The organism is Pontiella desulfatans, assembly GCF_900890425.1.
Classification (GTDB): Bacteria; Verrucomicrobiota; Kiritimatiellia; order Kiritimatiellales; family Pontiellaceae; genus Pontiella; species Pontiella desulfatans.
In genome coordinates this window covers 865,493-885,328 of sequence record NZ_CAAHFG010000002.1, presented here as the reverse complement: position 1 = coordinate 885,328, position 19,836 = coordinate 865,493, and the positions used below count along the sequence as shown (strand labels likewise).

14 protein-coding genes are annotated in these 19,836 nt (G+C 59.8%); 4 read left to right on the top strand and 10 right to left on the bottom strand.

What is annotated here, in order from left to right; translation table 11 throughout:
* The first annotated feature begins 77 nt into the window (after positions 1-77).
* Genes E9954_RS19320 through E9954_RS19305 form a run of 4 tightly spaced genes read left to right on the top strand, consistent with a single transcriptional unit; the run spans position 78 to position 3,626 of the window.
* Positions 78-1,190, top strand: a complete 1,113-nt coding sequence (locus E9954_RS19320) for an LptF/LptG family permease (RefSeq protein WP_136080919.1) — start codon at positions 78-80, stop codon at positions 1,188-1,190.
* Position 1,191: 1 nt separating this feature from the next.
* A complete protein-coding gene (locus tag E9954_RS19315; protein ID WP_136080918.1) occupies positions 1,192-2,193 on the top strand; it encodes a uroporphyrinogen decarboxylase family protein in 1,002 nt (333 codons plus the stop codon).
* A 6-nt stretch (positions 2,194-2,199) separates the two neighbouring features.
* Positions 2,200-2,691, top strand: a complete 492-nt coding sequence (locus E9954_RS19310) for a GNAT family N-acetyltransferase (RefSeq protein WP_136080917.1) — start codon at positions 2,200-2,202, stop codon at positions 2,689-2,691.
* The gene (locus E9954_RS19305; RefSeq protein ID WP_136080916.1) at positions 2,673-3,626 is read left to right on the top strand and encodes an AEC family transporter; all 954 of its coding nucleotides are present in this window, start codon (positions 2,673-2,675) and stop codon (positions 3,624-3,626) included. Before E9954_RS19310 ends, E9954_RS19305 begins: the two co-directional genes overlap by 19 nt.
* A 30-nt stretch (positions 3,627-3,656) precedes the next feature.
* On the opposite strand, the gene E9954_RS19300 is transcribed toward E9954_RS19305, so the two are convergent.
* From E9954_RS19300 to E9954_RS19255, 10 genes are all read right to left on the bottom strand, one after another.
* Positions 3,657-5,201, bottom strand: a complete 1,545-nt coding sequence (locus E9954_RS19300; protein ID WP_136080915.1) for a polysaccharide deacetylase family protein — start codon at positions 5,199-5,201, stop codon at positions 3,657-3,659.
* Between the two features lie 138 nt (positions 5,202-5,339).
* Positions 5,340-6,779 (bottom strand): sulfatase, encoded by a 1,440-nt coding sequence (locus E9954_RS19295; RefSeq protein WP_136080914.1) that lies wholly within the window; start codon positions 6,777-6,779, stop codon positions 5,340-5,342.
* On the bottom strand, positions 6,776-9,049 hold the full coding sequence (locus E9954_RS19290; protein WP_136080913.1) for a glycosyl hydrolase family 95 catalytic domain-containing protein: 2,274 nt from the start codon (positions 9,047-9,049) through the stop codon (positions 6,776-6,778). The genes E9954_RS19295 and E9954_RS19290 overlap by 4 nt, the downstream gene beginning before the upstream one ends.
* Positions 9,046-9,681, bottom strand: coding sequence for an SGNH/GDSL hydrolase family protein (locus tag E9954_RS19285; RefSeq protein WP_222847245.1), 636 nt, complete (start codon positions 9,679-9,681; stop codon positions 9,046-9,048). The genes E9954_RS19290 and E9954_RS19285 overlap by 4 nt, the downstream gene beginning before the upstream one ends.
* A gap of 120 nt (positions 9,682-9,801) precedes the next feature.
* A complete protein-coding gene (locus E9954_RS19280) occupies positions 9,802-11,667 on the bottom strand; it encodes an SHD1 domain-containing protein (protein WP_136080911.1) in 1,866 nt (621 codons plus the stop codon).
* 68 nt (positions 11,668-11,735) lie between these two features.
* Entirely contained in the window at positions 11,736-12,815 is a 1,080-nt protein-coding gene (locus E9954_RS19275; RefSeq protein ID WP_168442413.1) for a LacI family DNA-binding transcriptional regulator, read from the bottom strand.
* 125 nt (positions 12,816-12,940) lie between these two features.
* Complete coding sequence (locus tag E9954_RS19270; RefSeq protein WP_136080909.1) at positions 12,941-14,323, bottom strand: FAD-dependent oxidoreductase; 1,383 nt, start codon at positions 14,321-14,323, stop codon at positions 12,941-12,943.
* On the bottom strand, positions 14,316-14,915 hold the full coding sequence (locus E9954_RS19265; protein WP_136080908.1) for an acyltransferase: 600 nt from the start codon (positions 14,913-14,915) through the stop codon (positions 14,316-14,318). The genes E9954_RS19270 and E9954_RS19265 overlap by 8 nt, the downstream gene beginning before the upstream one ends.
* 12 nt (positions 14,916-14,927) lie before the next feature.
* The gene (locus tag E9954_RS19260) at positions 14,928-18,419 is read right to left on the bottom strand and encodes a hypothetical protein (RefSeq protein ID WP_136080907.1); all 3,492 of its coding nucleotides are present in this window, start codon (positions 18,417-18,419) and stop codon (positions 14,928-14,930) included.
* Entirely contained in the window at positions 18,416-19,828 is a 1,413-nt protein-coding gene (locus E9954_RS19255) for a hypothetical protein (RefSeq protein WP_136080906.1), read from the bottom strand. Before E9954_RS19255 ends, E9954_RS19260 begins: the two co-directional genes overlap by 4 nt.
* Positions 19,829-19,836 lie beyond the last annotated feature (8 nt).

Genomic DNA, 19,836 nt, shown 5'->3' with positions numbered 1-19,836 from the left:
ATCCTACAGATGCCTCCGCCGCTTTTCAACGCTTGCCGTTGCCTCGATTTCCCGCTACGTTCTTCCCATCCATACCAATGAAAATACTCGTCCGATACCTGTTCATGAACCTGCTGATGCCGTTGCTCTACCTGCTGCTGGCATTCTCGTTGCTGTTCATTATCGGCGATCTGATGGATAACGCGGACGAGTTTTTCTCGAGCAAGGCCTCGCTGGCGATGATGGCGCACTACTACAGCCTCCAGCTCCCCTCGATGGTGATCTTCATTGTTCCGATCTGCCTGCTGCTGGCCACGCTCTACAGCCTTTCGATGCTGACGCGCCACAGCGAGATCGTCGCCATGCGCGCCAGCGGCGTCAGCATCTACCGCATTGTCCGCCCCTACATGCTGATGGGCTTCTTCTGCTTCCTGTTCACCGCCGTGGTGAACGAATACACGGGCCCCAAGTTCGCCTACCGCGCGCACCAGCTGCTCGAAAGCCAGAAATACGATTCGGAGGATGTCTATTTCGAGAAAATCCCCTACCGCAACCCCTCCTCCGGGCACACCTGGTATATCGAAAGCTTCGACACGCGCACCTACACCATGGAGGGCATCACGCTCCGCCAACGGCGCGCGGATGGCTCCGACATCGCCAAGATCACCGCCAAGAAAGGGCGCTGGCTCGACGGGCGCTGGTGGTTCGAGGATGGCACCATCCAGCGCTTCGACACCAGCAACAACCTGATCCAGCGCTACGACAACGAGGGGAACCCGCTCGGCCCCGCCGAAAAATTCCACACCCGCGAAATGCGCAACGTGCATGAAATCCCCGAGGACTTCATGGGCGAAGCCAAAAGCGCCGAGCATCAGTCTTCGCTCGAACTGCTGAAATATATCCGGACCCACGGCTTCCTCTCGCCGGAAACACTCACCAAATACGAAACCGATTTCCACCACAAGCTCACCATGCCGTTCTTCTGCATCATCGCCGTCATCATCGGCATTCCCGTCGGCGCGCACACGGGCCGAAAAGGGGCATTCGCCGGCATCATGATGGCCATCGCCATGTTCTTCGGCTTCTACGGATCCCAGTTTGTTCTCGAATACCTCGCGAAACAGATGGTTGTCCTGCCCTGGGTCGGTGCCTGGGCCCCGGTCATTGCCTTCTACATCATCGGCAGTTTCATGATCTACAGGATGCGCTAACGTGAACGGATTCGAACGGTACAGGGCCATGCTCAAGGGCGAACCGGTCGACTTTGTTCCACGGACACCGATCCTGATGCAGTTTGCCGCAGAGCATGTTGGCTCCAACTACGCCGCCTTCGCCGCCGACCACCGCGTGCTGGTTGAGGCAAACGCAACATGCGCAAAAGAATTCGGATTCGACCAGCTCAGTTGCATCTCCGATCCCTACCGCGAAACCCAGGGTTATGGCGCAACCGTGCGGTATGTTCCCGACGGCCCGCCCCGCAGCACGCACCCGCTTGAAGGCACGAAGGATCTTTCCGCCCTGGCCCGCCCCGACCCACGGGAATCGGAGCGCATGCTCGACCGGATCAAGGCGGTGGAAACCTACAAACGGAATTTCGGCGGCGAATATTCCATCCTCGGCTGGGTTGAAGGCCCGGCCGCCGAAGCCGCCGACCTGCGGAACATGACGCCGTTCATGATCGACCTGCTCGACGACGAAGCCTTCGCCTGCGACCTGATGGATCTTTGCCTCGAAACCGCCATTGCCTTTGCACGCGCGCAGATCGAGGCGGGGTGCGACACGATAGGCATCGGCGACGCCATCGCCAGCCAGGTCGACCCCGGCACCTATGGAAACCTGATCCAACCGCGCGAGAAGAAGCTCGTTAAAGCCATTCAGGATGCCGGCGCATTCGCCAAACTCCATATCTGCGGGAACATCACCCACCTGCTCCCCGGCATGGCCGACCTCGGCGTGGACATCCTCGATGTCGACCACATGGTCGACCTCGCAACCGTCCGCCAAACCCTGGGCGGCCAGGTGGCCCTTGCCGGCAACATGGATCCGGTTTCCGTGGTGCGCAACGGAACGCCGGAAGTCATTCGCGAAGCAACGCTCAAGGCCTACCGCCAGGCGGGCAATCCCTTCCTCGTTAACGCCGGTTGCGAGATTCCCGCCGGCACCCCCGCAGAAAACCTCAGGGCCTTGTGCGAACCCCTGGCCGCCCACCCCTAGAAAACGATGATCATCCGGGAAGCCACCACCGCCGATTTCGAGGCCATCTGGCCGATTGTCCAACAGGTCGCCGCCGCCGGCGAAACCTACCCCTATCCGCGCGACCTCTCGAAGGCGGAAGGCGAGCGGCTATGGATGCACGTGCCGCAAAAAACCTTCGTGGCGGAAGCGAACGGGCGAATCCTCGGCACCTACTACATCAAGCCCAACACCGGGGGAGGCGGCAGCCACGTCTGCAACTGCGGCTACATGGTTGCGCCCGAAGGCCGGGGCCGGGGGGTGGCCACGGCCCTGTGCGAACACTCGCAGCGGATGGCGCTCGAACTGGGCTATAAAGCCATGCAATTCAACCTGGTCATTTCAACCAACCAGGTCGCCGTGCGCCTTTGGAACAAGCTGGGCTTCGAGACGGTCGGCCGCCTGCCGAAGGCGTTCAACCATCCAGGGCACGGGTTCGTCGATGCGTTGGTTCTGTACAAGTGGCTGGCCGAGGCATGAACCTGGCCGACCTCTACCTAAAGCTGCTCCTGCTGGTTGTCCTGCCCCTGGTTTGCGGCATGGCGTTTTCGAAGGCCGCGTGGTCCGGCCGGGTTTCTTCGCGGCTGTTCGCCTTGGCGCTCTACCTCTTCCAAACGCTGGTGGCCTTCCTCGCCGTCTGGAACGCCCAGCTCATCAACAAAGCCTGGGTGCTGCCCTTCGTTGCCCTGGCCGCCTGGTTCCTGAGCCTGGGCATCGGCCTGCTTGCGCAGCCCATCATGAAGCACACCGCGAAGCAACGCGGAGCCTTTGTCTTCACGGTATGCCTCTCGAACCACGGCTACACCCTGCTTGGAATCGTGGCGCTCGTCGTGTTCGGCGAAGAGGGCCTGGCACAAGCCACCTACACCCAGCTGCTGATCGTCCCGTTCCTCATCCTCGTTTGCTTCCCCGTTGCGCGCCACTTCGGCGGCGAAGTGCAAGGCGGAAGCATCGGCCGGATGCTCAGGCAAAACCTGGTCGACAAACGCAACCTGCCGCTCCTCGCCATGCTGGCCGGCCTTGCGCTCAACCTAACCGGCGTCGAACGCCCCGCCCTCTTTTCCGAGGTCGTCCGCATCGCCGTCTATGTTGGAACCATCATCAGCGGCGTGGCCGTCGGCCTGCTCTTCAAGGCCTCGCACGTGCTGCACTACAAAAAGGAAAACCTGTTTTCCCTAATCTACCGCTCCACGCTCTATCCGCTCTTCTTCATCGGCGCGGCGCGGCTCTTCCACCTCAACCCGCTCGACACCTGCATCCTCACCCTTTTCGGCATCGTGCCCTCCGCCATCTATTCCAACCTCATCGCCGACTTCTTCAATCTCGAAAAAGACCTCGCCAACTCCGTCTACATCATCAGCACCACCCTCTTCCTGGTGGTCGTCCTTCCCATCTACGTGTTCGTGGTTGGATGAGGGTTGGGTGGTCGGCCTCCGTTCCCGGGATCAATCCTTATCGCCGGCAACGACGACGCCGCCGACCAACTGCCGGGCTTCCATCAGGAGGCCGGCGCGGGTGGCGTATTCGGCGGGGAACAGGATTTTCAGGGTGCGGTCGACCGAGCCATAGTTCCGCGCCCGGGCGATCAGCTCCTGGGCCAGCGCAGCGCTCTTTTGCTCCCCGTCCGTTCCGCCATCCGCCAGGCTGGCCGCCTTTTGCAGCACCAGATCCTGCTGCATGGTGAAGATATCCTTCATGGTCTGGACCGGATCGGTTGCGAGCGAAGCCTTGTCCACCCCACCGAGCAGGGTGTCGGCGGTCAGCAGGTTCTCGAAGCAATATTGATAGTTGAAGGGGTAGATGATGTGCGGCGATTTTTTGGTGGTCGGCGGCCATTGGCCGTCGGAGTTGTAGGAATTGGTCAGGTGGAACCAGAATTTTTCCACCACGGCTTCCGGCAGCGACGCTTTCTTGGCGTGGAAGGTTTCGCGCACCAGATCCTGCCACGGGCGCAGCAGCTGCGCCATCGGCGTATCCGCCCAGTTGGAGGCTTTTCCGCCGTGCCACGCGCAGTTGTCGTCGAAGGCAATCTTGTCTTCCAGCGCCGGGATTTCGCGGCACGCCTGGCCGAAGGAGACCATCCGCCCGAGCTTCTTCACTTCCCGCACCAGCCCGACGAGCTTCTCTTCGGCATCATCCATCTTTTCAAAGATGGCTTCCGGATCGTTGCAATATTTCAGGTTGTACCAGGCATTGGTGCCCACATATTCCGCATCGTCCGCAAACAGCAGCACGGCGCCTTCCGGCTCGCCCGGCTTCTGCGCGGAAAACTTCTTCAGTAGCTTCACATAGTTTTCGAGCGTGTTGCCCTCCCCGCCCATCATATACATGACGCCGAACATGGCGATGCGGTCGGTGCGCATCAGGATGCGCAGGTCGGAATCCTCGTAGCCCTCCAGGTTCTTGAACGGCAGATGGATCGCGGACTCGTCGCCCGGCAGGTCATACTGGAAATCGAACTTGTAGAACTTGGAATCCTCGATCTTTTCGAGGTCATAGATTTCCGGGCGCAGCGGGTTGCCGTCCTGGTCGAGCGAGCGGCTGTAGGCCTCGAACTCGCCCAGCAGGTTTTTGTAGCCGTTGTCCAGAATCTGCTGCGGCACATAGGAACGCCAGCCGCATTCCGGGTTCCAGAAACTGTCCGACACCATGCCGAGATGCTTTTCATAAATGTCGTTCGAAAACTTGATCGACCACCGCCCATCCTCTTCCGGAAAGTTCGGCAGCATCGGGTGGGCATAGGGCGAACCCATGAACTCGCACTGGCCGGATTCAATCGCCGCCTTCAGCTTTGCCAGCACATCCGGCGTCTTCAGCGCCATCTGCTCGATGGTGTAGCCCGAAGCCTCGAAGGTGTATTTATCCTCCGGGAAGTGTTCGCGCATCGTGTCGAAGATCAGCTCATAGCTGTTGCGTATCACGAATTCATAGCGCCGTTCCGGCAGGTAGGCATAGTTCAGGTTCGCGTGGAATATCATCACGTATTTCATTCATTCATCCTTCATTCAATACCGTTGCCAAGACGGCAACCATCAAACAAACGATCCCTGACCGACGAGAACGAACCTTGGGGCAGCGGACTCACCGCATCAACAGTCCCCCGAAAACCGCTATTTATAAAATCCGCCCTACGGATGCCAAGGCGTTTTTCCATCCTTTTCGCGCAGGAACTGGGCATCGACCGTTTTATACCAGGCATGCAGGCGCTTGCGCATCTGCTCCACCCGTTCGGGCTGCCGGGCGGCGAGATCGTCCTGCTCGCCGATATCCTTCTTTAGGTTGTAGAGGTGCACCTGGCCGTCTTCATAGCGTTCGACCAGCTTGTAGTCGCCCTCGCGGATGGCGCCGCCGGGAAAGTTGCCCTGGTTGCCATAGTGCGGATAGTGCCAATAGAGCGATTGGCGGTCCAGCGTCCCGCCCTTGAGCGCGGGAAGAAGGTCGATGCCATCGACCACGTGGTCGATGCGCACTCCGGCGGCGGCGGCGACGGTCGGGAACAGGTCGATCGAGCAGATGGGCTGCGCGCTTTCCGAGCCGGCCTTGGTCACGCCGGGGTAGCGCACGATCCACGGCTCGCGGATCCCGCCTTCGTAGACCCAGCCCTTGCCGCCGCGCAACGGTAGGTTGCTGGTGGGAAGCCCTTCCGACGTGGCGAGGCCGCCGTTGTCGGAGGTGAAGACCACGAGGGTGTTTTCGGCCACACCGGAGGTTTCCAGTTGCCGGAGCACCTGGCCAACGGCCTCGTCCATGGCTTCCACCATTGCCGCATAGACCGCGTGCTTCTGCAGCACCCGGACCTTGCGCTCCTTCTCGACCGGCCAGATTTGCTCCTCCACCCCGAACTCATCGCCGGCCATCCCGGCGGCTTTCTTTTTATATTTTTCCACCAGATCGGGACGCCCCTGCAACGGGGTGTGCACGGAATAGAACGACAGGTAGGCCAGGAAAGGCCGCGCTTTGTTGGCCTCGATAAACGTGGCGGTTTCCCGGGCCAGGCGCGCGGGCAGATGCTCCCCCTCCGGACTCTCCTCCTTGATCTCCGGATTCTTGAACGGCGCAAAATATTTATTCCCGCTATAGGGGCCGCCGCGGCTGTAGCCCCCGATGTTCACATCGAACCCCCGGTTCTGCGGATAGTATTCCTCGGATTCGCCCAAATGCCACTTGCCGGCGAAAAAGGTGGCATAGCCCTTGGTCTTCAAGGCCTGGGCCAGGGTGGTTTCGTCGAGTGGCATGTTGTCGTTCAACGGCGCCGGGTTGAACGTTTCAGCGCGCTTGCCGGAAAAATAATTGGTCGCCCGTGCGCGGGTGGGATACTTGCCGGTCATCAGGCTGTAGCGGGTCGGCGAGCAGACCGGGTTGGCGGCATAGCCATCGGTGAAGCGCATGCCGGACCGGGCCAGTGCATCGATGTTCGGCGTATCGTAGAAGCAATCCGGGTTGTTGGCCCCGACATCCATGTAGCCGAGGTCATCCACCAGGAAGACCACCACATTGGGGACCTTGGCTTTTCCGTGAACAAATCCGGTTGCAGCAAGCAACAGGCTGGCAATGATCCGTGTTTTCATTTTTTTCCTTCCCCGCTCAACCCCCACCGCCAATCGGCATAACGGGTTTTGGCGACCGGTTCGATGTTGAAATCCCCTTTATAGGCGGCATCGGAAAGGATGGCCGTTGCGCCCTTCGGAAGCGCCAGTTCAACCAAGCCATCGCCCAGTTGCACCACATCCTTCGCATCGATTCCATCCACCTTGATTTCGCCCTTGATCCCCGTCCGCACGCGACAGGGCGCACCGGCGAGGCTCTCAATGGATATAAACGCCGTCTTTCCGTTTTTAAGGACGGCACTCACGAGAAAAGCGCCTTCGGTGCGCAGGTCGGCGAAGGAAACATCCGCCCATGCTTCGGGGATGGCCGGGAACACCCGGATCGTGTCGCCCCAGCTTTGGATCAGCATATCCAGAATAGACCTTGCCCCGGCCGGCGGGGTTTCGATGACGGGCGATCCCTCCTTGTAGAAGGTGTTCGGCAACAGTTTATCATTGAAGAAATCCTGCATGCGCCGCTCCGCCATTTCGCCGTCGCCGAAGAGCGAGAACATGGAGGAGGAGCCCGTGTAGGAATAGCCGGCCAACGCTTCGGGATAGCTCTGCCAGTGCTTCAGCGATTTCATGGCCAGCGCGCGCTGCTCCGGATCATCGAGGTCCATCATGCAGAGCGGGTAGAGCATCAGCAGCTGCGAATAGTGGCGGTGCGATTTTGCATAGGGCACCCCCTTGCCGATCATGAAGCCGGTTTCATCCACCGGATACGGCGTGAGCCGCTCCAGGACATCCCTCCATTTCGGAAGGAGCGGATCCTCCACCTTGAGGATGCCGCAAATATCGATCAACGTTCCACAACCCCAGCGCAGCAGCGCCAGGTCATAGTTGCAGTCCTCGGCATCGCCATATTCGGGAGAGCTCGTCCGGGGCAGGTGGATTCGCCCGTCTTCGCCTTCGATCATGAAATGGAAATAGTAGTTGATGGCGCGCTTCAGCAACGGGAAGATTTTGTGGCGGAGCAGCGCTTCATCCATCGTGTAGCGGTATTGCATGTAGGCATTGTGCATCGCCCAGGTCAGGTTGCCGGTCGACAAACCCCGGCCGCCGGTTCGCGGATCGCCGATGGGACTGAGCAGATCCTGCCCCGACACCGTATTGATGGCCGCGGAATCGGCCCGCATTTCTTCCGGCACGTTTTTGGCGAGGTTATCGCGGTATCTGTGCAAGTGCTCCACCAGGCCAAGCGACAGCTCCGGATGGTTGGCCGGCAGCAGGTGCGAATAGGCCAGTTGCACATTGAGGTTCCACCACAGTCCCGGCCAACCGGTTACCGGTTGCATCCAAACCCCTTGGTTGTCGGCCAGCAGATTTCCGCCCTTGGTCGTGCACGCCATTTTATAGTGCTGCACCCACAGGAAACTCTCCATGCGCGCATCCGGCAGGGAGACAAAGCTCTCCGGCCAGAAGGCATGCCACCAGCGGCGATGGCCCTTGAGCAGCGCGTCCAGCGGGGTTTTCTTCCCGAACCCAACATTGGCGGTCGCCAGCTCCAGCGCGTTTGCTTCCGGGTAGGTGTGGCCAACACTCGCCAGCAATGTCTTTTCCCGTCCCTTGGTGGCAATGGCCCAGGCCGTCGCCGTCACCCCGCCGCCACGCAGCGTCTGCACGCAGGTGTTCAGCCCCTGGCCTTCCGTGACGACCGGGTCGGGGTTGCCGTCGTATTCAGGGCGATATTCCTTCCCCCCCTTGCGCTTTCCCTTCACGCGCGGACAAAACGCCTCTTCCGGATGCCATGAATAGGCAAAGCCGGCTTCCCCGGAATCGGCCTTGGTTTCAACCACCAGCAGGTTGCGCCCGGAATGGATGAACGCCAAAATTCCAAGTTCGCCGCGATCCGTCGAAACGGTACCCGTAATCTCCGCATCCCACAGGTTCAACCGCAGATCGCACCCTTTGATTTCCCCGACGGTATCGAGCGTGAAATAGCCCACCGGCAGGCGCGATGAATCGGGCAGCACATTACCGGCAACATGCTGGCCCGATGCCATGCGGTGCTCCTGCACATCGCCGCGACCGATCTGGATCACCAGGCGGCTTCCATCCTCCCGGAAGATCATGCTGCCCATCACGCCATTGCCAATGAACGGCGCCTCGTCCCAGATTTCGGGCACCGAGTTCCACTGCAAATCCTGGCCGGCCATCTGGTCCGGCCAGTCGACATCCAGCGTCCGTCCAGCAGCGCTTGCCGCAGCAACGCATAAGCCAAACAGGCCAAGTTTCAAAACATGTTTCATACGATTTTCCTGATTTCGTCGGCCAATGCCTTCCCCAGTTTTCCATGTTCGGATGCCTCGAAATGAATGCCGTCGATGGCACTGCTGCGGATCACGTCGGCGGCATGGAACAGCCGGAAGCCGCGCTGCCCGGAAACCCCGGTGAACGCAGCGGACAGCTGATGCGATTTTTCCTCCCCGCCAACAAACATATCCTTGAAAGGAGTGGGCTCCAACGGGGCGAACGGAGGCGGACAGACCACCAGCACCTCCGGCGCCTGCCCGGTCGGCGGGTAGGCGCAGGAACGCGCCGCCTTCACCAATTGCCAAGCGCTGTTCGCCACATCCAAGGCCGAGACCCCGAAGCGGTTTTTCAGATCGTTGGTGCCGAGCATGATGATCAGCAGGTCGAGCGGCTCGTGCGACTGGACCAGCGGCACCAGATGCTTGAAACCATTCTTGTGCCCCTCGACCGGATCGTCCCACACCGTGGTTCGGCCACACAGCCCCTCCTCCACCACATGGTATCCCTCTCCCAGCTCCTGCTGTAGAATGCACGGCCAGCGCGTGGCGCGGTCGAAGCGCGGCCCGCCGGCCGGATCGGCGCCCCACGTATTGGAGTCGCCGAAGCACAGGATTGTTTTTTCCTTCATCGTCATATTTCCTTCCATCAAGGGTTCCCCCCACTCCACGGAAAAATTCACGATCGTGAATTTTTCCGTGGGGTCCGGGTGGACCGAGAGACCGAGCCAGGGGGTGCGATTGATTTCAAATCAGACCCAATCCGGTCGATCGCCCGGCCCGGGGCGCGGCGGGCAAACGCGGTCGCCGTTCTTGTCGAAATGCTTGCCGACGGGCAGCTTTTTGAGCTTGTCCTTGAGTTCGTAAAGGAATTCATGCGAGGCCTTGTATTGGATGATCTTTCCGCGCTCGTCGGTTACCGTGATGATGAAGCCGCCATATTTGGTGCCGCGCATCGGGGCACTGTCGCGGATGGCCTGGATCTGGAGTTTGACCTGCTCGCCATAGAACTCGAAGTTGCCCTTGTTTTCCTTGCTGGGCGTGAAGGTCGCCGAATTGCGCTCCAGCAGCACCCAGTTGTCGCCATCCTCCTCTTCGCCAATGGCGAAATATTCGACCTTGAGCGGATGGTTGTAGGAACCGGCCCCGGTTTGCTTCATCTTGACCCCGAAGGTATAGCCGAACATCTGCAAGGGCCGCTCGTTGGCGATATACGGACTTTCCTCTGGGCGTTCGAGCTGGGTGCTTTTCTTGGAAAAATCCAGCGAGAAGTTGGGTGGCATGGCGAGCGACATGTAGGTGCGATCGTCCTGCGACATTTTAACGAGGTCGTATTTGATCTGCTTGCCTTTGGGGGTCCTGAGCACGGCCTTGTCGCCAATGATGGTGACGAACTCGGCTTCCATGGTCTTGCCATCGGTGCTCGTCCAGATGCGCATCGGGTCTTCCTCGGGGTCCGGTTCCGGTTCCGGCGGCGGGGCCTCGTTTTTGAGGCCGGTGCCGCCTTTGACGATGAAGTCGCGGAAGACGGGGCCGTTGGTGACGGATGCATCGCCGGGGTCGAGGTCGGCCCAGATGATTTCGGCGAGGTCGAGCGAAGGTTCCTCGGTTTTGAAGATCGGGAGCGTGGGGCCGTTGAGCTTTGGATTGCGGGGATACTCCTCCCCTTCCACCTCGACGCACAGCAGGGAGCAGAAGACCCCTCCGGTGATTTCGGAAACCAGCACCTCCATATCCAGCGGGACGCCGGCCTTGAGCGTGATCCAGTCGCCCACCACGGAAAGGTTGTTGCCGAGCACGAATTTGCGGGAATCGGCCGAGGAGGTTTGCCAGATGGAGGTGAAGGGTTCCTCGTGGCTGGGCCAGGGCGCCAGCAGGACTTCCTTCCCGTCAACCCGGACGGCCAGGAGGTCGTCGCCCATGCCCCAGAACCGGAAGGTGATGTCTTCGGGATAGACGAGCTGCCCCTTGTAGTGCGCAATCCAGGTGTAGCCGATGGTGTCGTGCTCGCCGAAGGCCTCGGGCGCGAGGGCCGACTGGACGGGCGGCACCGCAAAGGTGGTGGCATAGAGTTTCCGCGGGGAGCGGTAGAACCGCGCCCAGGCCGACGGCTTCCAACCCTTGATGATGAACTGCTTCACATCCTGCTTGAAGGTATCGCGGTCATGCGGGATGGGCTTCCCGCGGCGATCGCGTTTCATGTCGTAGAAGGTGCCGACAAAGTCGTTGCCAATCGACTGCCCCGAGCCAAACATGGTGACCTCGGACAAATCCGGCAAGATCTCGAACCCGCCGACACCGCCGACGAGGCCATCGGCCATGCCGCTCATCTCGGGCAGCTGGATGTCCGGCATGCTGGCGCGCTTGACCTTGGTTACGATGCGGGTGGTGGGTTTCGGCTTGGCGCTCTTCTTCACCTTCACCTTGGGCTTCTTGAGCTTCATCTTCGGTCGGTCGACCGGCTTGGGGGGAACAAACTTTGTGTCCTCCTTCTGGTGCACGGTGAACACCACCAGCATGCCGGCCAGCAGGAATGCGGCGGCATGCACCATCAGGCTGATGACGAATCCGCTGGGGGCGCCCTTGACGACGCCCTTTGTCTTTTTGGTTTTCTTCATCCTAACCTCTCCTTAACGCCCCTGTTTTCCCGTTTCCCTCAATGCCGTCCAACGATCCGAAAGTTGGCCTAGGGCAACCCCGAACACAAGGGAACCTTGCCGGCGGGTTTTCCTGCGGGCAGAACCTCGGGCTTGATCAGGAGCTGCGCCTGGGCGATATCGCCCGGATGCGACATCCGCCACAGCAGTTGTTCAACGGCCCGTTCCCCGACCAGGTCGAGCTTGATGTCCACCGTTGCCGGACGCGGATGCATTTGATCCATGTATTGCTTATCGTTGTTGCACCCGATCAGATCCACGTCTTTCCCGGGTTCGACCCCGTGTTGCTTCAGCTGGTTATAGACACGAACCATGAGGTCGTCGCTGCTCACGAAGATCCCGGTGGTGCGGGCGGCTCCGTCCCCGAGGCCGGCCACCGCCCTCTGGGCAATCTCCTCCAACCGGGAAGGCGTCAACGCATCGTCGTTCTTGGCGATACCCTCCACCACTTTGGCCGTGCCGCCTCCTGCGGCCACCAGGGCCACAAACTGATCGCGCCGCTCGGCAAACGCCTGGTGGTTGGGCCGCGAACCGACAAACATCAGGTTCCGGTGCTTGCGACCCAGCAGATAGTCCGCCGCCATCCGCCCCACGTGTGAATTATCGTACAACACATGGTCGAAGTCGGTGCTCGGCGCCACGGAATCGCGCAGGAAACACCAGACGGCCGGCACCCGGTTCAACGCCCGCTTAAGCTGCGTCGATAGCGTCTCGAAGCCAAACAGCAACACCCCGTCCGCCCGGCGGCGCGCCAATACGGGCGGAACCGCCTTGCCTTCCGGCAGGTGGGCGAGCACCAGCTCCATGCCATGCCGCTCGATGCCGCGCTGGATGCCGCCGAGCAGGGAGGGAAACGCGGGCATGCGATACATGTCCACCGGGGAAAAGGAGCCGACCGAAATGAAGGCAATCGTGCCGGTGGTGATCCCTTTGCGGTTTTTCGGCTTGGGGCCCGGACGGACCGCCTTGGGCACATACCCGAGTTCCTTGATGGCCACCTCGACCAGCTTGGTTGTTTCCGGCGTCACGTTCCGCTCGTCGTTCAGGATCCGCGAAACCGTTGCCACGGAAACGTTCGCCAGCTTTGCCACGTCTACTATCGATGCCATATTACCGCCCCGGACCTTTTCTGGCCGCAATGAATGCTCCATATATAGTTTTAGAACCAAAAACCAGCAACCCTTTTTACATTTATTTACCACCAATTTTCAGCAAAAACCCTTGCTGGCATTGATTATTCGAGGCTGTTTAACTCCGCGAGGGAAAGAAAAGCACCCTGTTTTTTCAATTCCTGCTGAAGCCGCTGCGGGTCGATCTCGCCGACGGAGGTGCCGCCCTCGGCGGCCAGGGCCGCGCCGATCCCCCCGGCCTGGCCGACCGCCCCCATCGTTGGCGTGGTGCGCACGGCGCCCTGCGCCTCGAAATCGACCGAGATGCAGCGCCCGACCGTGACCATGTTGGCGATCTGGCCGTTCACCAGGCAGCGGTAGGGAATATTGCAGAAGGTGCCCCATTTCGGTTTCACATGGGCCGTGCCCTCGCCGTCCGGGCTGTGGATGTCGACCGGGTAGCCCGTATGGGCAATCGTGTCGGGGAAGCTTTTGCGGGAATGGATGTCCTGGCCGGTCAGCGTGTATTGCCCCTTGATCTGCCGCGAGCTGCGCACGCCGATCTGCGGGCCGGTGTAGACGAGCACCGAGTCCTTGAAACCCGGAATATATTTTTTCAGGAAGCGGTCCACCTCCAGCGCCTGCCGGCGCCCTTCCATCTCGGCCAAGCTGAAGCTCCACGGATCGTTGGCGTCGTAGCCAAGGATCCGGGTGGTGTTGACGATCACCTCGCCCGGCGCATTGGCCTCGAAGAAGAGAATGTCTTCGCGCGGAAAGGTGAAGTCGCCCGCCGCGCGGCCTTTGGCCAGCGTCTTGACAAAACCGCCGATGGAAATGCGCGGCGCCTTGTCGATCTTGTTCACATCGCCTTCCAACCGGGGGAACTCGTCGGGATTGTTTTTGATGTAGTCGCGCACCTGCCGGATATCGACATTCATCATGCGCATCTTCATGGTCATCGGCTGGCAGGCGCCGTCCGACTCCCGCCCCTTGGTGCATTCGACGCCGGCATGGAACGCCAGGTCGGCATCGCCGGTGGCATCCACGAAAACCTTTGCATGCAGCTTGCCCAAACCGGCCTTGGTGCAGACGGTGATCGACTTGATCCTGCCGGCTTCGGCTTCGACCGAAGCGAGCATGGCGTGGTAGAGCAGCTCCCCGCCGGCCTCGGTCAGCATCAGCTCCAGCTCCATCTTCATGCCTTCGACATCGAACGGGGTGACGGTGTAGGTGAAGCCCGTGGTATCGAACAGATGCCCCGGCGACTTATCCTTGGCCTTCAGCCGGTCGATCAATTCGCCGGTCGTGCCCTGCACCACCTGCTGCTCCCCGGCGTGGAACGTCATCATCGGCCCGACGCCCGCCGCCGTCAGCATGCCGCCGAGAAAGCCATACTGTTCCACCACGAGGGTTTTCGCCCCGGCGCGCGCCGCACCGATCGCTGCCATGGCGCCGGAAATCCCGCCGCCCACCACGATCACATCATAGATTGCTTCTTTATTATTCATGATTATCCGCCTGTTTTTTCTGAAATTCTTCCCAACTGATCGGGATTTTTTGTTTTATGTTACCGGGGGTGAACTTGTCCTTCAAATAGAGTTTATTCTCGGTCTTCAAGCGGTTGTATTCCGCCTCGTCGCGATGGCGCAGCACCTTGGCCGGGTTGCCGCCGACGATCGCCAGCGGCGGGACATCCTTCGTAACGACCGCGCCCATGCCAACGATCGCCCCCTCGCCCACGGTGATGCCGGGGCAAAGCATGGCGCCCAGGCCAATCCAGGCATTGTCCCCGATGGAGACGGGCTTGAGAATGTCATGATAGTCGTAGGGCAGATATTCCGCCCCTGCGTAAAAGTTGTGGTTGAGCGTCCAGATTTTGGTGTGCGGCCCGAACATGACGTTGGTGCCGATTTTGATCCCGCCGGTCGCATCCCAGAACGAATGCGGACCGATGTAGACATAGTCCTCGATCTCGATGTTTTTCGAGAAGTTAAACTCGCACGGCTCCGACACCACGACATGCGAACCCGCTTTGCCGAACAACTCCTGAACAACCTCGGCACCCAGCGCGGGATGAGTGAACATTGTTTCTACAGCCATCGTTCTCCTCGCTTATTTTCCATGCCCTTCCTCTCGAATGAACGTTCCATTTTTGAATTCCCGAATCGTCACACTGATCTCTTTTCCTTTTTCTAGGTTCTGAATCGAGATTTTTTGAGTACGGCCATCTTTCAGCTTCACATCAACCTCATTTGCAGATGCGGCTTCAACCGACGCAATGACACCATCCTTTTCAAACGGCTCGATGACGGTCAGATACCGCGCCTGTTTTCCATCGGTGCGGAAACTAAGCGATTTGCGCCGCCACGTTTCGTCGCCCAGCGGATAGTCGCCGCCAACATGCGCCGTGAAACGGACGGCATTGAGCCCGGTGAGGTCGAGGGTCACGGTGCCCTCTTCGCCGGACTGGAGCGGGTTGGCCGGAACGCTTGCTTCGAACAGGCGACCGGCAATCTTGATGGGGCCGCCATAATAATCGGAACCACTTTCCGGTTGGTCGTCGATTTGGCTGAAAGCAAGTTTGAAGTCGCTGAGATTCAGTTCCTTCCCATCCGCCGTCACAATCACAGGATTTGCCCAGAAGAGGGTTTTCGGGGCATCCGGTTTAAACTCGGCCTTGGTGGTAAGCGTCAGCGTTTTGATCCCTTCAAGCGAAACATCGATTTCATCGCGCCCGAGAATCCAGGCGCCGAATTTTCCATCGGCCAGCGTTTTTCCATCGCCCTTCACGGCATACCAAAACTTACGGTTGACCCCATGCGCTTCGGGCAGCGTGCCGATCATCACTTCGCGTTCACGAGGCCAGGCGGAATAGACATCCATCTTCAGCACGCCATCGGCGCCATGGATGCGGGTGCCGGCGTTGTCGGCCCCTTTTCCATACTGCGTTTCGAAGCTGACCTTGGTGGTACCATCCGCACTGTACCAGTTGCAATCGGTGATGAGCTGCGCCGCCAGCACCGGATCGGGATTCATCTGCTCGGTGTGGCGAACCGGTCTCGCACCTTCGATCCCTTGGAAGCCCTTAATGTTGAAGAGGCAGTCGAAGGTGTGTTCCTCCGGAGCTTCAAGGTAGTCCGCGAGCACGACATAATCATCCGTCACGGCCATGAGTCGGCGCTGGGTTACGCGATCCGTGAACGACCCGAGCACACCCCACTTCGGCTCGTTTTCGGGAACGGGCATATGGCGCCCCTCGTCCCAGCATTTTTCCTGGAAGGTATCGCCGGTGAACCAGGGATAGTTAATGCCGCCGTAGGGGGGAGACGACCAGCGCGCCAGGGTCTCCACCGCCGTCACCTGCATCAACTCATTCGTGCTGAACAGCAGCTTGTGGCTCTCCACCGCCTCCTGCTGTTTCATATCGACCACCACCATATTGTGGGGAAGCGAGCTCTGCACGAAGTAGGCGTACATGAAGTTTGGATAGCTGTACCAGACATGTTCCGGGTTGTAGAAACTGCGCCCATAGCGCATTAGCGAGTTGAGAGCCGTGCGGTCGAAGTGGCCATGGTAGCCGCCGTGCGTGCCATACTTGAGCACCGCCTGGATCCGCTCCCGTGGTTCTTCCTGCGTGGAGCGCAGCATGGCCGCGCCCACATTATCCGAAAAGGCCGACCCGTTTCCAAACGCAGGCGTTTGCTCCGGCAGCTCCGCCACGCCATAAACCAGATCCCGATGGCCGGAGCCCTTAATGACGGAGGCATATTTCGGGTCGCCATAGGCAAAGTAGGCAATCTCGTAATAGTTGGCATCAAAACGGTTTTCGACCGCATCGTTGTTGGCAAACATGACGCCGTCGTAATCGATATACGGCAGCATGGCGTTCCACATATCCTGTATCTTCACATAGGGCTTATGGATGGGGCCCCACTTCTGGAACGGCTTGCCGTAGATATATTGGCGACGCGCGGCGGCATCGACCGGAAAGATGCTGTATTCCTTTGAGTAGGCCGCCGGGAATGAGGCATGCAGATAGTCGATGCCCCAGGGCTGGAGCGCCAACGCCAGCTGCGTGAACTCGCTGGTCACCCAACCATTGTAGCCGATCGCGCATTCATACCACCAGCCATCGGCCATGATGCCGTTGCTGACCTGGTCGTAGAACCCGCCGGGGCCTTCGATGAACCGTTCGACCGCCGCCAGATCCTGGATCGCCAGCGCGCAATAGACCGCGCCGCACAGCTGCGCCACCTCCCAGTTGCCGGTAATGCCCTGGCTGATGCTCTGGTCGATTACCTTGAAATAGAGCCGGAACGTCTGCTCGATGTTCGCATGGTCTTCACCGGTCAAAACCGCCGCATTATGGATCGTGTCGTAGGCCCACGCCGCATGCTGGAAGAACACCCCTTCCTGCACGAGGCTGCCGCTGCTCGCCTGCAAGGTTTTTGGATAGCCGGTTTCCGGATCGGAGAGACGACGAAGGAACAGCGCGACCTTTTCGGCATGCGCCTTATCGCCGGTCAGCTGCCAGGCGATCGCCGCATTCCAGGCCTCCTTCACCGCCCCCTTTTGAATGAGATAGATGCTGTTGCTCGCCTTCGATATTTTGGTCGAGTTGACTTCCGGCACGTTCCAACCATTGGAAGCCTTGATTATTTTCGCCGCTTCCTTTTTCGCCCACTCCACCGTCTTTGCTTTTTCGCGCACCGCGTCCCACCGCGCCTGCGTGTGAATCAGGTAAGGATGCGGCAGCCGCGCCGCCGTGAGATATTCAATCTTCCCTGCCGGATGACCGTTGGCCGAAGCGATGATGGTCTGCGTTTCGTGCCCACCCGACGCGACGCGCCCGGAAACCGTCACCGACACGGTGCAGGTTTTTCTTTCGCCGGGTTGCAAGACCCATTCAGATGGCTCGACGGTGGTGCCCATCACCTCCCGGCCTTTCGCCGACTGCGACAACACAACCGCCTGCGGTTCATCGGTGCAGTTGGAAACCAGCAATTCATAGACCACGGTTTCGCCGCCCTTGGCGGAGCGGGAACGGATGCCACTCTCCAAATTGATGCGATCCGCTTTCACCACCTGCAGGTTGCGCAGCTTGAGCTCCCCTTCGCTTCCATCCGCGAACCCGGCCTTGATTGAAAAGCTCTTAATGCTCTCCAATGCAAACGGCTTGGCCCGCGGAAGATTGAACGATTCCAGCGGCAGCGTGACCGTGTGCCAGCCTTTCCCGGCCAACCCAAACGAGGCCGACAAGGTATCCACCACATCCGTGCTGCCCTTGTTCAGCTTGTAGGGTGCGTTCTGCATCGTGGCCTGCGCCTTCAGCGCCTTATCCGCCGGCAGGAAAACCTCGAACCGGATGCCATGCATGTCCCGCCAGTTCGCCGATCCGTCATGCACAAAAGAGAGCCCAACGCGGTGCCAGCCCCGCTCTCCGTCGGGATAGGTGAACGACGCCTCGCCGGGCACCGCCAAGCGCGCGACGCCGCGCTTCACCGAAACACCGCTCCACTCCTCCAGGCAGGAAACCCCGCCGCGCGCGACCGAAAAAAACATCAGTGCGCAACCAACTGCAACGGCTTGTTTCAACGGCATCATCGGACCTTGACCACCTTGTTGTTTTTGCCTCCTTTTTTCTGAATCCGGCCATCGGTCACCACCGTGCAGTTTTCAGAGAGTTCGCTGAAAACAATCGGCATGCCGGTCTGGTTGGTGAGTGTGCAACTGTAGGCCCCGGAATAGTTGGAGGGATCGGAATCCGGCGCACGGAACAGATGGATATCGCCCCAATCCGACTCGCCAAAAACAAACGGAGTCTCCTTCCGTCGCCGTTTGCCTTCATGGTTCCGCACGGTGATCGTGTGGCCGGTTCCGTTGACTTCCAGCAAGCGCGTCACCGGGAAGGCATTGGTTTCCGGCATCAGTTCCAAATCAATCGTACAGTTTTTGGTGCGTGCTCCGAGAAAGGTCAGCAATGGGCCGTACATGGCGTCGCCTTTGCAATGTTCAATCACGCCGTTCGACCCAATGGAATAGCCGCGCTCCTGACAACCGATGACCGTGGTTCCCGTAACTGTTGACGGCCCGCGCTCAGCACCCAGCGCAACCCCGGAGCGCATATGCTTGATCACGCAGTTTTCCACGATCACACGCTCGGTGCTGCGGCCCACCAGAGAACCATAGGCATAGGTGCGGATGCCGTCTTCCGCCAGGCATTTGATCTGGCCCGGAACAATTGTCCCCGGCGGATAGTCGCTTTTAAATCCGACATCGAAAGCGAGCCCGCTGGTCTCCGCGAGCATTTCATCGGTGGTGCGCATTTCACCTTCAACGTAACAATCCTTGATCAGCGTATCGACGGCGCCCTGCATCACGATGCCGTGCCCGAAACCGTGCGTCACCACCTTGCAGCCGAGCACCTTCGTGTTTTTTCCTGCGATCAGAAACGAAGAATGTTTATGCAGCGGAACGAGCGCTCCACCGCCCTTGCCCAGCAAATGGCCGTAGCCGTAGGGCGATGAGCCGTGGATGAAAAGATCCGCCTTTGAGATCGTGTTGTCGTCGCCCATCACCGTCAACATGATGGCGCTATCCGATGGCACCTCCTCGCCGACATCCCGCACGGTCAGCCCTTCAATCGTATTCCGGTTCCCCGTTACGAATACTTCGAAGAGCTTCCGTTTCCAAAAGGCCTGATGCAGTTTGGTATCCAACCGGATCTCAGCTCCGGATAGATCGTAGGTGCTGTGGTTTCCGGAAAACAGCAGCAAGGCCGCAGCGGGATAGTCCCGCGTGGGGGTGTCGCCCTTGTAGAGCTTCAGGTCCAGCTCCCGGCCCAATGAAGCATCATTCAATTCATAGACGCCCGGCTTCAGCCGCACGGAGACGTTGTCCCGCCGCGCATAGTCCGCCAGCTCTTCCAGGGAATCGATTTCCACCGGCGCGGCCTGCACGCACACTCCCGCAAGCAACAGCCCGGCCGCCACCAAGATGGTTCTGACATTCATCTTCCGTC

Coding starts and splice junctions, on each gene's coding strand:
- E9954_RS19320 (WP_136080919.1), top strand. CDS start 78: ATGAAAATACTCGTCCGATACCTGTTCATGAACCTGCTGATGCCGTTG.
- E9954_RS19310 (WP_136080917.1), top strand. CDS start 2,200: ATGATCATCCGGGAAGCCACCACCGCCGATTTCGAGGCCATCTGGCCG.
- E9954_RS19300 (WP_136080915.1), bottom strand. CDS start 5,201: ATGAAATACGTGATGATATTCCACGCGAACCTGAACTATGCCTACCTG.
- E9954_RS19295 (WP_136080914.1), bottom strand. CDS start 6,779: ATGAAAACACGGATCATTGCCAGCCTGTTGCTTGCTGCAACCGGATTT.
- E9954_RS19290 (WP_136080913.1), bottom strand. CDS start 9,049: ATGAAACATGTTTTGAAACTTGGCCTGTTTGGCTTATGCGTTGCTGCG.
- E9954_RS19285 (WP_222847245.1), bottom strand. CDS start 9,681: ATGAAGGAAAAAACAATCCTGTGCTTCGGCGACTCCAATACGTGGGGC.
- E9954_RS19280 (WP_136080911.1), bottom strand. CDS start 11,667: ATGAAGAAAACCAAAAAGACAAAGGGCGTCGTCAAGGGCGCCCCCAGC.
- E9954_RS19275 (WP_168442413.1), bottom strand. CDS start 12,815: ATGGCATCGATAGTAGACGTGGCAAAGCTGGCGAACGTTTCCGTGGCA.
- E9954_RS19270 (WP_136080909.1), bottom strand. CDS start 14,323: ATGAATAATAAAGAAGCAATCTATGATGTGATCGTGGTGGGCGGCGGG.
- E9954_RS19265 (WP_136080908.1), bottom strand. CDS start 14,915: ATGGCTGTAGAAACAATGTTCACTCATCCCGCGCTGGGTGCCGAGGTT.
- E9954_RS19260 (WP_136080907.1), bottom strand. CDS start 18,419: ATGATGCCGTTGAAACAAGCCGTTGCAGTTGGTTGCGCACTGATGTTT.
- E9954_RS19255 (WP_136080906.1), bottom strand. CDS start 19,828: ATGAATGTCAGAACCATCTTGGTGGCGGCCGGGCTGTTGCTTGCGGGA.